We start from the raw sequence: 12,077 nt of genomic DNA on the forward strand, positions 1-12,077 counted from the left end.
GCCGCGAAGTGAGCGAAGGGCGCCAGCGCAATGACTGAGAATCTTTCCCCGGGGCGCCCTGCTCTGGAAACAATCGCTGCCTCGCATGGAGTCGCGAGCGATACGGCCTTCGGCGCGGTAACGCCGCCGCTCTACATGTCCAGCACCTATACGTTCGAAGGCTATGACCAACCGCGTGCTCATGATTATGGCCGATCCGGCAATCCTAGCCGCGATCTGCTCGCCGACGCACTTGCAAAGCTTGAGGGTGGCGCGGGGGCCGTCATTACCTCGAGCGGCATGGCCGCGATCGATCTTCTTCTTGGTCAATTTGGCCCCGATGATCTCGTCCTCGCGCCTCACGATTGCTACGGCGGCACCTATCGCCTGTTGAATGCGCGCGCCGAACGCCGCCAGTTTCAGGTCGTCTTCGTCGATCAGTCGAATGACAGGGCACTCGATGCCGCGCTTGAGGACGTGCCGGCCCTCGTTCTGATCGAAACCCCGAGCAACCCCCTCATGCGGATCGTCGATATAGCGGCGATCGCCGCCAAGGCCAAAAGTGCCGGTGCCGCGGTTGCTGTCGACAACACCTTCCTTTCGCCCGCGCTGCAGCGACCGCTGACGCTCGGTGCCGATTACGTCATTCATTCCACGACCAAATATCTGAATGGCCACTCCGACGTTATCGGTGGCGCGATCATCGCGGCTGATCCCGCACAGGTCGAGGTGCTGCGTAAATGGGCGAATGTCGTCGGCTCCATCGGCGCGCCCTTTGACGCCTGGCTCACCTTACGCGGCTTGCGTACGCTGTTTCCTCGCATCGAACGGCAGCAACTGACCGCAACCGTGATCGCCAATCATCTCGAGCATCATGCTGCAGTGGCGCGGGTGCATTACCCGGGTCTCAAATCCCATCCAGGCCACACGATCGCCCGCCGTCAGCAAAGAGGCTATGGCGCGATGCTCAGCTTCGAGCTTGTCGGTGGTGTCGAGGCGGTCCGTCGCTTTATATCGCATGTTCGTATGTTCACGCTGGCGGAATCGCTCGGAGGCGTCGAAAGCCTCGTCGCACACCCTGCGACGATGACCCATGCAGATATGGGTGATGAGGCCCGCCGCATCGCTGGCATCAGCGATGGCCTGCTGCGTCTGTCGGTTGGCCTGGAAGATGAAAGGGATTTGATCGCAGGGCTCGATCTTGGGTTGTCCGCATGTTGAAGCGACGACTCACCGCCGAATTCGACCACTAGGCGAAAGGAGGCGAGCCATGCCCACAGCTGTCATACTCATCGATCTACTGGGGCTAATTCTGATCGTTCTGGGATTCCATCTGGCGTTCCGCCAGAATCTGGTGCGCCGATGGTGGTCAGTGCTGCGCCATGAATGCCATGCGCCGGCTCGCTTAACCGCTGACCGATGAGGATCCCGCCCGCTATGCAATGCGCATTTCTGGAGTGATGATCCTTGCTTTTGGTGTCGCGATAACCCTCCTGTTCACGCTTTCCCACCTCCGCTGAGGTCGCTGGTGATGTTCACCCCAAATGCGCGTGGAGACGTACCGCAATATATTTGCGCTATGCCATAAATATTTTGAACTTCGGAGACCGGCTTCCGTGAGGCAATAGGCGCTCGTCTTCGGACGATGTTCTCACAATGACCGTCGCTTTTGCCGTCGGTCTGTACAGCGACGCGATAGCCATCTTCATGCCAGTACAGACTAGCGCGGGCGCAGCGCAGCCCTTCTTCGCGATCGACTCTCAGAAGTTTCTCTTTTCCTTCAGCAGTTATATTGCTGCAGCGGCTACGCTTGCGATCGCCTTTTCCGCAAGCTTGCCGCGCCCATGGTGGGCACTTCTCACCGTCTACGTCACCGCGCAACCTATGGCAGGGGCCTTCAGGCCCAAGATCTTCTATCGTCTCGGCGGTATAGTGACGGGTGCTGTGGTTACGGTCGCGCTAGTTCCGAACCTGCAGAATTCGCCCGAGCTTCTGATATTATGCCTGGCGGCCTGGACAGGCTTTTGCATCTATCTTGCCGTTCTCGACCGTACGCCGCGTGCCTTCCTGTTCCAGATGGCAGCGTTCAGCTCAGCCGTGATCAGTTTCCCTTATCTCGACGACCCGGGTAATATCTTCACCACAACCATATCCCGGGTCGAGGAAATGACGGTGGCCATCGTGTGCGTTTCGATCGCGCACGCCCTGCTCCAGCCATGGAGCGCCACCCCGGTCATCCGCAGCAAGGCGGAAGCGTTTCTCGCGCATGCGTCCCGCTGGACCGCCGAGGCGCTTGGAAGCCGCCATACGGCGCTGGAATATGAGCATCGTCGGACCCTTGCCGCCGACGTGACCGAACTTGGCATGATCGCCATCCACCTTCCGTTTGATCAACGCGCGGCGCCAGCAACGCGACGGTTGGTTCTGAGCCTGCAAGAACGTCTGGCAACGGTGCTGCCACTGGCATCGGCTGCAGCAAACCGGCTCGACCTTCTGCGGGAGCTTTCGCCGCTCGACGCCCCGCTTGAGGCGCTGATTGACGACGTCATCCTCTGGCTTGGGGGCGTGATCGACACGCCTGGCGCTGTTGAGCGTGCGCTTGTTGATCGGTGTCGAGCCCTGGCAGCTCTTCATGAACAAACAGCCGACTGGGAGGGGCTTTTGGTCGTCAGCGTCTGCGAGCGCGTGGCTGAGTTTCTGGAAGCGCTGGATGACAGCCGCCGGCTCGTCCAGCAAATTGGGGGTGCGCCCGAAGGGCCACAGCCTGTCACGCCGGAAACGGTTAGCGAAAGCTACCCGCTTGCGCGGGACCATAGCGTCGCGGCGCTTGCTGGGCTCGCAACAGCCACGGCGATCGCGCTCTATTGCGCAGTGTGGATTCTTCTGGCCTGGCCCAATGGATCGGCCACGGCTGCCTTTGCCGCGTTAATCACCTGCTCGTTCGCGGTGCAGGACGACCCGGCGCCCGTGATTGGCCGTTACCTTGGCGCGACGCTGATGACATTCCCTCTGGCGGCGCTCTACCTGTTTGCGATCTTGCCGCGTGTCGATGGCTACGGAATGCTGATCGTCACTCTTGCGCCAGCGCTGCTCTGGATGGGGTATATCCAAGCCGACCCGCCGCGGTCCGCACGGGCTTTACCGATGTTTTCCTGTTTCATCGTCGGCCTTGGTTTTCTGGCGCGCTTTCAGGCGGACTTTGCCGTGTTCATCAACACCGGGCTTGCCCAGGTGGGGGGTGTCGTGACCACGCTCGCCGTGACCAAGTTGTTTCGTTCGACCAATGTGCTGTGGACGGCGCGCCGGATCGTACGGGGAAATTGGGCTGATCTCGAGCAACTCGCTAACATTCGCAGACCGTTCGAAGCCGAACGCTGGACGGGCCTGGCAGTCGATCGGCTGGGACAGATCGCGGCGCGCATGGCGGTTGCGCCCGCCGGCGATGCGCTACACGAGACCGATGGTCTTGCCGACCTGCGTATCGGCCGGAACATCATCCCGATCCGGCGCGCGCTGGTCGCCGTGCCCCATGACGTCCGTCACGCCCTCGGCATGGTGCTGTCTGAGACATCCTCCTTATTTCGCGCGCGCCGACAAGCCGGTGAAGCCGTGTCACCCCCGGTGTCTTTGCTTGAAGCGATCGATGCAGCAATCGACGATATGCTTGCGAGCGCGCAGCTTGCGCCACGCCATCAAGCGCTGCTGGCGCTCGTCGGTATGCGGTGCAACCTGTTCCCGGCAGCGCTGCCTTTCGAGAGTGCGCGCGCGCGATGATCGAGGAACTGCATCTCTTTGGCATCTATATGCCAGCCGCGCTCGTCTGGGCGGTTGTAGCGGGAACCCTCGCTTATTGTCTTCGCAATCTGCTGCAGCGCCTCCCTTTCTCCCAATTGCTTTGGCACCCGGGCGTTCTCGAGCTGGCGCTGTTCGCGACGCTTTGGTGGGCTCTGACCTTCCTTGCCGACAACTTCCTCTCCCGTGCTCTGGTATCCTGATATGATCCATCGTCGTTCCCTTCTGCGCACAGCGGTCACCGCGCTGGTGATCTGCATCGTGCTCGCGGCAATCTACGCCTTGTGGATGCGCTACCAGGTTGAACCGCTGACGCGTGACGGCAAGGTTCGGGCCGATCTCGTGCCGGTCGCCGCTGATGTCAGTGGGCTTGTCACCGAAGTGCGCATCCGTGACGATGAGGTCGTGCGCAAGGGCCAGATCCTGCTGGTCATCGACCGCCCACGCTATCAGCTGGCACTCGATCAGGCTGACGCGAACCTGGCGACCCAGCGGGTGAGCCTGGCGCAGGCCGCGCGGGAGGATCGTCGCAATCGTTCGATGACCGAGTTGCTGGCGGCCGAGGTGATCGAGCAGGGGCGGGCGCGGGTCGATGCCCTTAGGACTGGACTGGATCAGGCCATTGCCGCGCGCAATCTGGCGCGGCTCAATCTGGATCGTACCTATGTACGTGCGCCCGTCGACGGGACGGTGTCGAACATGACGCTACAGCCTGGCGTCTACCTGAACGCCGGAAAGCCAGCGGTCGCGCTTGTCTATGGCCAGTCGCTGCGGGTGGAGGGGTATTTCGAGGAAACGAAATTGCCCGCTATCCATCTCGGCGATCCCGCGAGCGTTTACCTGATGGGCGTCGCTGACGAAATCACCGGTCATGTCGAAAGCATCGCCGCCGGGGTCGAAGATCGGGAACGCGCCGGGGGGGAAGCACAACTTGCCAACGTCAACCCGTCCTTCACCTGGGTCAGATTGGCGCAGCGCATTCCTGTGCGAATCAAAATCGACAAAGTGCCCAGTAATGTCCGGCTGATCCCGGGCCAAACGGCGACCGTGATCGTTCATGCCCGCGCTGTCGATGTGCCCGTTCGCCGGAGCCTGCCATGGTGAACCTTCGCCGGCTGCTGGCGCCGCTCGCGCTCTTCTGCCTGTCCGCCTGCGCAACCGTTGGCCCGAATTATCGGATGCCGGACGAGGCCCTCGTCAACGCGCCAAAAGGGCAGGGCGCGTTTATATCCGGCGGGCAGGGGACCACTAACGATCCGCTACCCGATCAATGGTGGAAGCTATTCGACGACCAGGTTTTGAACCGTTTGATCGAACAAGCGCTCATCGCCAACACCGACCTGCGGGTTGCCGAAGCCAATCTTCAGCGCAGTGACGCGCTGCTCGCCGAGGCACGAACCGGTCGAGAGGTCGGAGGCACCGCAAATCTGGAGACGAGCTGGGCGCAGCCTTCAGCAGAAGCGGTCATGCAACATGTCCAACCGCCGGAACATCAGATCTACAATGGCGGGCTTTCGATCAGTTACGACCTTGACCTGTTTGGCGGGATCCGGCGCGGTGTCGAGGCAGCCACCGCCGAGGACGAAGCCGCGGTTGCCGCCCGCGATCTGGTCCGGATCAACGTCGCGGCCCAGACAGCGCAGGCCTATGCCGATGTCTGCAACGCCGGGCACGAGATCGCGGACCTTCGCCAGCTAATTGCTGTACTGGACGAAGACCTGCGCCTCACCCGCCTTATGATTGCGCATGGCCGTGCGCCGAAGTTCGAGCAGGATCGCCAGCTAAGCCTGCTGGCAAACACCAGGGCGCGCTTGCCCCGCATGGAAGCAGGCCAGCGGAACGCTGTATTCCGCATTGCGACGTTGATGGGACGGGTGCCTGCAGAATTCGATCACGGCCTGCTAGGATGTCACGCGCCGTTGGTGCTGCGCTCGCTGATGCCGGTTGGGGACGGACAGGGGCTGCTCAAGCGACGACCCGATGTTCGCGCGGCCGAACGCCGATTGGCTGCGGCGACGGCACGGATCGGTATAGCAACGGCCGCGCTCTATCCCGACATCAAACTCGGGGCTTCGCTTGGCTCCACCGGCGCTGCGACAGACCTGCTATCGTCGTTGACCAATCGGTTTGGCATTGGCCCATTGATCAGCTGGAACATCCACCGAAGCGCAATTCGGGCGCGAATTTCGCAGAGCGAGGCGCAGACACGCGCTAATCTCGCGGCCTTTGACGGCACGGTGCTGAGCGCCTTGCGGGAGGTGGAAAGCGCACTGAACAACTATGCGGCCGATCTTGTGCGACTGGAAGATTTGAAAGCGGCACGCGATGGCGCGGTACAGGTCTCCGAGCGAACGGCCGCTTTGCGGCGGGGTGGCAAGCTGGGAGGTCTGGTTGCGCTGGATGCCCAGCGCAGTCGGATCATTGCCGAGCAAGCCGTTACAGCCGCGCAGACCGATATCAATCGCGATCAGATTGCGCTTTTTTTGGCCCTCGGGGGAGGATGGTCAACACCGTCAAAGCAATGAGAAAACTGCACACGGCGGTTGTTCGCGGCCATGAGATCGACAAAATGCATCAGCCCTGTCTTTGACGGGGTGCAGCAGCGCCTGATCCTGTCTTCGCGCGTCGCGTTATCCAACCAATGTACCCGAGCACGACGAGAGCAGCTACCGCCGCAACGATTAGGCCGGTGGTTGTCACAATATCGGTCCTTTGTTTTAAGCTCCCCCGCGAATTCGGTTCCCTAAAGCTTTGTGTGCCTGTCGTTCAGTCGTTCGAGCATTTTCGTGATGGCAGTTTCGCCTCTGACACCGAGCGCTACTACGGCAACTCGAAGGACTTTCCTGTGCTCCGCTGATCCGGGGACAAGCATCGACGACCGCCGCGTCTTTGCGTCCCGGGTCTCATTCCACACGCGAGCGGCAACCAGTTCGATCTCCTGTCGCTCCGGCAAGCGCGTTTCGTTGATGCATGCCACGATCGCAGGATAGATGGCCAAGGTACGTGGCATTACGTCATCCTTTCAGGTGATTTCGATCCAGGAATTTGGCTCCCCGCGTGGATGGTAATGCGCCACTCTCAGACGAAGGGTGTGCATCGGGACTCGCGTTTCGTCCTTTTGATTTGTGGCGTTCGCGCCAGTCGCCGCCTTCGGCCCAAACGAGCATGCCCGCGATTGCGCTAAACAGAACCACCATGCGCAGGAAGTCGCTCGATCTGAGGGCACCACCAGAAACTGCCACGAGCAAAACCAGCATGGCTGGCGGCCCCCATTCGGGATGGCGGACGACCTTGAAGGCAGTCCAGCCCAGCCATGTAAGCACCAGTGCGGCTGCTAGACCGCCCAAGACTGCCGTGATTGCTTCGAAAGCGATATCAAGCATGTTCATCGAATGTGGACGGGTCAGTTCGCCACCGATTCCGGTGACTCGCTCGACCGCAATCCCCTCCATTTCTGCTTCTCATTATATATCGCGTTACGATATAAATAGCAAGACTGAGAGGGTGAAGTTTCTATCGTTAAGGAAAGGCGGCACCACAACAAGCTGAGCGAACCGACCTGAACGCTGGCAGCATGTCGGGCTACCGTGGTGTTAACGCACGCGATGCCCACGAGGAATACAAACCAGCTAGATTCTGCTAGGGCGTCCTTATGACAACGACACAGCATGCAGCCCTCAAAAGAGGTGCTGCCGACCTTGCGATCGATTTTGGAACAGCGAACACGCGGATCTATGTGCGCGGTTCTGGAATCGTGTTCGAAGAACCCTCGCTTTGCTGCTTCAGCGATGAGACCTGGGAACCGAAGTTGCTCGCTGTTGGTGAAGCCGTCACTCGCATGGTCGGTCGAACGTCGGGGCCGCTTCGCATAGCGCGTCCCTTGGCCCGTGGGGTGTTGAACGACATCGAAGCTGGCCGCGAAATGTTGCGCCATGCGATCCATGCAAGCATCGGTCGCCGTCGACTCCGATCACCGCGCGCGATCATCGGAGTGCCCGCCGATGCGACACATGCCGAGAGAACCGCCTTGGTAACAACCGCCAACGATGCCGGTGTCCGCGTTGTTGAACTGGTGCCCGAGCCGCTCGCAGCAGCGTTCGGGGCGGGACTACCCGTGGAAGAGCCGGAAGGTTCGATGCTCATAGAATGTGGCGCCGGGACGACGGAAGTCGGCGTGCTCTCACTTGGTGCACTTTGCGTTCAACGGTCGGTGCGTATCGGCGGGCATGCCCTAAACCAGGCTATCATCGATCATCTTCATTCCAGGCATAAGTTTCTGATCGGGCAAGAAACAGCCGAACGCGTAAAGCTGGAGATCTCTGAGCGACTCTTTGACGATCAATCCAATACGTCGGATCTGGAATTGAAAGGCCATAACGTTTTGTCGGGAGGCCCCGCTACTTTTTGTGTCAGCGCGCAAGAATTAATCGGCGTTATCGACCGCCATGCGGCTCTTATCGTAGACGTTGTTCGAGACGCTTTGAACGAGACACCGCCAGAGCTATCCCGCGATATTCATGATCGCGGGATCTACCTCAGCGGTGGCAGTGCCTCAGTGAAGATTCTTCAGCATGCTATAACGCAGGCGACAGGCCTGCGAACGCACGTCGCCGACGAACCCCTTCGCTGCGTCGCGAAGGGTCTTGGCGCTATGATGGTCTGAAGTCGGGCAGGGCTCGATCGCGCATCACTGAGTTTTAGCACTATCAGGCTGCTCGATATTCGCGATCGGCCGTCACGGCAGTTCGCCGTCCCGGGTCACCTTGACGATCCGAAGCCGTCGCTCGTGATGTTCGCGATCCGGCCAGAGAATCGATTGACCTTCTGCCAATCCGATCAGGCCTGCACCCACGAGCGTCAGTATCGATATTCGTCCGGCTTCGATGTCTGCGTCAGGCGGAAATACCAGCTTGAGGGTTCGGCGCGTGTCGCTCCCTTCATCGACGAATTCGACCGTCGAAAGCATCGTCACAATCCCGGTTGGCAGCTTTCCTGGACGATGAATTTTGGCGCGTTCAATCTCGGACAGGAGCAAAGCACTGACCTCCGGCTGGCGGTCTTCAATGCTCATAGCCAGGTCGGAGAGGCGGTCAGCTTCGCTGTCCAAAAGATGTATTGGGGGGCGCGCCGCGGGGCGGGTCATGATATGATACTTTCATGTGACGGGCGCGCAAATGCTTGCGCCGCACTCGTATGTATGTGTGTGAAAGGTAGCGACCCCGAACTCGAGCGGGAAGCCGCAAGGGAGTCCGGGGCTATTTGCCGGTCAGGAGTTGACCCGCGTGCGTGCGGACACGCTGCAAAAGATTGACGGTGCTCATCGTTTCAATGTGGAGGTTGATCCAAGGATTGTCAAACGCGGCACCACTTTCTCGCGTTCGAGCGATATTAGTTACCGATGAGCTCAAAATTATCCAAGTCACGCGCCATCAACGGCGGGGATGACATCTCCATCTAGCGCGGCGATTGCGGTTTGATAATAATAGGTATGTTAAACTCGTGCATCTCTGCTCTGAACAGATGTCGGTGGAACCGAGAGCGGTTTGACCAAATCTCAGGGCATTTCATCGCATATCTTGCAATGTGGGGTACATAAGGGGGTGCTCTGTATTTGAAATCTTAAAATTGTTTTATAGATCATAGGGTTATCAAAGGTGGCAGTTGAGTGAAAGGTCCTACTCCCGCAACCACCGAAACCGACAGTCCACAAGGCCCCGACGCGAAAGCGCCGGGGCCTTGTGCATTCTCGGCCAATCGACGCTGTTCGATCCATTCCAGGATCCTGCCAAACTCGCCGTAGAGCATGGCGTTGACCTCACCACGCTTCGCGCCGGGCGTAAGCTCGATCCGCTCGATCAGCGCCCGCAACGCATCCGCGGCTTCCTGGCGCTCTTCCGGCTGCGATAGTGCGTGCGTCAGTCGTTCCACCTTGCGCCGATAAATCTCGGAGATGTTGGGATGGATGTCAGGCACATCAGCAGGGGCCGCAGCCAAACGAGCGCGGATCGCATCTTCCTGGGCTTCCAGCTCCAATAACTCATCGACAAGCGCGCGTGTGCCCTTGCCTGCCTTTGCGAGTGTCACGAGGCCCTTGATCGCCTTGAGGACTTTCTGCAGCTCGGTTCGATCAGCACTTTCTGACGCGCGGCGCTGGTGGTTGATCCGGTTGCTCTCCTCGACATAGGTCCTAATGGCCTCTGCTGCGACCTCCGGGGTCATCATGCGATCGCGCAGACCATCAACGACGCGCTCTTCGAGTTTGTCGCGCGTGATGCTATGCCCGTTCGAGCAGCTTTTCGTATCAACATGGTTCGAACAGGCAAACCGCTCCTGCCCGCGAAGGGAATAAGGACCGCCGCAGCAGCCGCAGTAAACCAGGCCGGAGAGAAGGCTTTTCGGGCGATGCGTGCGATTAAGAGCTGTATGGGCGGAGCGAGTTGCCTCGATGACGTCGGCATATTGGATCGCGATATTTTCCTGCCTTGCCTTCACAGCCTGCCAGAGTTCTTCATCCACGATCCGCAGGTCAGGAACCTCGGTCACAATCCATTCGGATTTGGGATTGATGCGGGAGACGCGCTTGCCGGTTTGCGGGTTCTTCAAATAGCGCAGCCGGTTCCAGACAAGTTTGCCGATATAGAGTTCATTGTTGAGCAGGCCGGTGCCGCGCTTGGCGTGGCCGCGGATCGTGGTCGATGTCCATAGCTTGCCCGTTGGGGCTGAAATCCCGGCATCATTCAGACGACAGGCGATTGCGTGGGGGCTGAGCCCGTTGGCGAACTGTCGAAAAACCTGGCGAATGACTTCAGCTTCCGCGGCATTGATGCTCCGCTCACCATGGACAGGTTCGCCTTCGCTGGAGAAGCGTCGCACGACATCATAGCCAAAGCAAAGCCCGCCCCCGGATTTGCCCTTCTCGACGCGGCCGCGCAGACCGCGATGGGTCTTCTTCGCAAGATCCTTGAGGAACAGCGCGTTCATCGTGCCCTTGAGGCCGACATGCAATTCGGAAACTTCACCCTCTGCCAGGGTGACGATCTTCACGCCGGCGAACTGGAGATTCTTGTAGAGCGTGGCGACGTCGGCCTGGTCGCGCGACACCCGATCCAACGCCTCGGCCAGCAGAATGTCGAAGCGCCCCATCTGCGCATCGTGCAAAAGTGACTGGATGCCGGGACGCAGTATGACGCTCGCGCCCGAGATCGCTGCATCCTTATAATTGGCGACAATCCGCCAGCCTTCGCGCGCCGCCTGTTCACGGCATATCAAAAACTGGTCGTCAATGGATGCAGGGCTCTGCTTGTCGTCGGAATAGCGGGCATAAAGCGCTACGCGGGGCATTTGGAGTCTCCAGAGATGAGCTTTGGGGTCAGTCTACAGATTTGATCATGCTTGCCAATCTGAGGAAGATATCAAAATTGCAGCGCGCTGTTATGCTGTTCGCGCGATCCCAACCGCTGGTTCGGGGGGCCTTAGGATCGTGATCGATCATTCCTCGCGGCGTGCTGCCGTCGGCTCTATTCGGTTAATCGTCGGAATATATTCATTTCGCGTGTGCAGTCCGTCTTCTGCTACTCCCGGCGGGAGTCGACCAAATTAGGTCGTTCCGGCACCAAGGCGTGAACGACTGATTGAGTCTCAACCAGACATAACGGATTTCACCTCAGTCCGTCCGAAAACGCAGTTGCGTACCGTCCGGCGGTCAGCCGAGGAGCAGCGCATGCTGTAGCTGCTGGTTTTTCGGCGCGAGAGGCATTCGGGTAGTCTTGGTGGCCATATTGGGGAGTATGACGCGATATTTTGCTAAAGGTGTGGATCGGCGTGCAAAAAGGACCCCGTTAGCGGAGTGATCGGCGTCTAAAAGGGGACCCGTCATTTCGATGGTTTAAGCAGCTGGCTGGATTTTCAGGCGGCGAGATCGGGATGTCGGTTTTGGAGATAGTTGTTCGGATCCGGCGCGAGTATGCCGGAGGCAAGGCGATCAAGGCGATCGCACGGGATCTGCATGTGTCGCGGAAGGTCATCCGCAAAGCGGTCCGAGCGCCGGAGGGCGCCTTTGATTATCAGCGCAAGGTTCAGCCGCTGCCCAGGATCGGTCCGTTCCAAGAGCGCCTGAACACGCAGCTGGAAGAGAACGAGCTGCGCGGCAGGCGTGACCGGCTGCGGATGACGCGGATCCATGACCGACCATTATATGGTCGAGCCCACGGCCTGCTCGCCTGCGGCGGGATGGGAGAAGGGTCAGGTCGAGAACCAGGTGCAGACGATCCGGGGTCGCTTCTTCCAGCCCCGGTTGCGGTTCGCCA

The 12,077-nt window shown here is 59.8% G+C and carries 11 protein-coding genes; 7 read left to right on the forward strand and 4 right to left on the reverse strand.

Annotation, left to right across the window (positions count from 1 at the left end; genetic code table 11):
* Window positions 1–30 precede the first annotated feature (30 nt).
* The 6 genes from metB (at window position 31) to WA070_RS02430 (ending at window position 6,296) form a co-directional block, all read left to right on the forward strand.
* Window positions 31–1,200 carry a cystathionine gamma-synthase gene (gene metB / locus WA070_RS02405; protein ID WP_033965542.1) on the forward strand — a complete coding sequence of 390 codons (1,170 nt, stop codon included), beginning with the start codon at window positions 31–33 and terminating at the stop codon, window positions 1,198–1,200.
* A 49-nt stretch (window positions 1,201–1,249) separates the two neighbouring features.
* The gene (locus WA070_RS02410; RefSeq protein WP_422632610.1) at window positions 1,250–1,402 is read left to right on the forward strand and encodes a hypothetical protein; all 153 of its coding nucleotides are present in this window, start codon (window positions 1,250–1,252) and stop codon (window positions 1,400–1,402) included.
* Window positions 1,403–1,686: 284 nt separating this feature from the next.
* On the forward strand, window positions 1,687–3,753 hold the full coding sequence (locus WA070_RS02415; protein ID WP_422632614.1) for an FUSC family protein: 2,067 nt from the start codon (window positions 1,687–1,689) through the stop codon (window positions 3,751–3,753).
* Entirely contained in the window at window positions 3,750–3,974 is a 225-nt protein-coding gene (locus WA070_RS02420) for a DUF1656 domain-containing protein (RefSeq protein ID WP_169574389.1), read from the forward strand. The genes WA070_RS02415 and WA070_RS02420 overlap by 4 nt, the downstream gene beginning before the upstream one ends.
* A 1-nt stretch (window position 3,975) precedes the next feature.
* On the forward strand, window positions 3,976–4,875 hold the full coding sequence (locus tag WA070_RS02425; protein ID WP_169574390.1) for an efflux RND transporter periplasmic adaptor subunit: 900 nt from the start codon (window positions 3,976–3,978) through the stop codon (window positions 4,873–4,875).
* Entirely contained in the window at window positions 4,869–6,296 is a 1,428-nt protein-coding gene (locus WA070_RS02430; protein ID WP_133722802.1) for an efflux transporter outer membrane subunit, read from the forward strand. Before WA070_RS02425 ends, WA070_RS02430 begins: the two co-directional genes overlap by 7 nt.
* 489 nt (window positions 6,297–6,785) lie before the next feature.
* Here the strand turns inward: WA070_RS02430 and WA070_RS02435 are convergent, their stop codons facing one another.
* On the reverse strand, window positions 6,786–7,223 hold the full coding sequence (locus WA070_RS02435; protein WP_033965537.1) for a hypothetical protein: 438 nt from the start codon (window positions 7,221–7,223) through the stop codon (window positions 6,786–6,788).
* A gap of 200 nt (window positions 7,224–7,423) precedes the next feature.
* On the opposite strand from WA070_RS02435, the gene WA070_RS02440 reads away from it, so the two are divergent.
* Window positions 7,424–8,434 carry a rod shape-determining protein gene (locus tag WA070_RS02440; RefSeq protein WP_169574391.1) on the forward strand — a complete coding sequence of 337 codons (1,011 nt, stop codon included), beginning with the start codon at window positions 7,424–7,426 and terminating at the stop codon, window positions 8,432–8,434.
* Between the two features lie 72 nt (window positions 8,435–8,506).
* On the opposite strand, the gene rnk is transcribed toward WA070_RS02440, so the two are convergent.
* From rnk to WA070_RS02455, 3 genes are all read right to left on the reverse strand, one after another.
* Complete coding sequence (gene rnk / locus WA070_RS02445) at window positions 8,507–8,914, reverse strand: nucleoside diphosphate kinase regulator (protein WP_169574392.1); 408 nt, start codon at window positions 8,912–8,914, stop codon at window positions 8,507–8,509.
* A 494-nt stretch (window positions 8,915–9,408) separates the two neighbouring features.
* Complete coding sequence (locus tag WA070_RS02450) at window positions 9,409–11,112, reverse strand: recombinase family protein (RefSeq protein WP_422632611.1); 1,704 nt, start codon at window positions 11,110–11,112, stop codon at window positions 9,409–9,411.
* A gap of 564 nt (window positions 11,113–11,676) precedes the next feature.
* Entirely contained in the window at window positions 11,677–11,952 is a 276-nt protein-coding gene (locus tag WA070_RS02455) for a hypothetical protein (RefSeq protein WP_422632612.1), read from the reverse strand.
* Between the last annotated feature and the right edge of the window lie 125 nt (window positions 11,953–12,077).

This window comes from Sphingobium sp. (genome assembly GCF_049304695.1).
In the GTDB taxonomy this organism is placed as follows: Bacteria; Pseudomonadota; Alphaproteobacteria; order Sphingomonadales; family Sphingomonadaceae; genus Sphingobium.

Excerpts from the sequence above, each read along its gene's own strand:
- metB (WP_033965542.1), top strand. The coding sequence starts at position 31 with ATGACTGAGAATCTTTCCCCGGGGCGCCCTGCTCTGGAAACAATCGCT.
- WA070_RS02410 (WP_422632610.1), top strand. The coding sequence starts at position 1,250 with ATGCCCACAGCTGTCATACTCATCGATCTACTGGGGCTAATTCTGATC.
- WA070_RS02415 (WP_422632614.1), top strand. The coding sequence starts at position 1,687 with ATGCCAGTACAGACTAGCGCGGGCGCAGCGCAGCCCTTCTTCGCGATC.
- WA070_RS02420 (WP_169574389.1), top strand. The coding sequence starts at position 3,750 with ATGATCGAGGAACTGCATCTCTTTGGCATCTATATGCCAGCCGCGCTC.
- WA070_RS02425 (WP_169574390.1), top strand. The coding sequence starts at position 3,976 with ATGATCCATCGTCGTTCCCTTCTGCGCACAGCGGTCACCGCGCTGGTG.
- WA070_RS02430 (WP_133722802.1), top strand. The coding sequence starts at position 4,869 with ATGGTGAACCTTCGCCGGCTGCTGGCGCCGCTCGCGCTCTTCTGCCTG.
- WA070_RS02435 (WP_033965537.1), bottom strand. The coding sequence starts at position 7,223 with ATGGAGGGGATTGCGGTCGAGCGAGTCACCGGAATCGGTGGCGAACTG.
- WA070_RS02440 (WP_169574391.1), top strand. The coding sequence starts at position 7,424 with ATGACAACGACACAGCATGCAGCCCTCAAAAGAGGTGCTGCCGACCTT.
- rnk (WP_169574392.1), bottom strand. The coding sequence starts at position 8,914 with ATGACCCGCCCCGCGGCGCGCCCCCCAATACATCTTTTGGACAGCGAA.
- WA070_RS02450 (WP_422632611.1), bottom strand. The coding sequence starts at position 11,112 with ATGCCCCGCGTAGCGCTTTATGCCCGCTATTCCGACGACAAGCAGAGC.
- WA070_RS02455 (WP_422632612.1), bottom strand. The coding sequence starts at position 11,952 with ATGGATCCGCGTCATCCGCAGCCGGTCACGCCTGCCGCGCAGCTCGTT.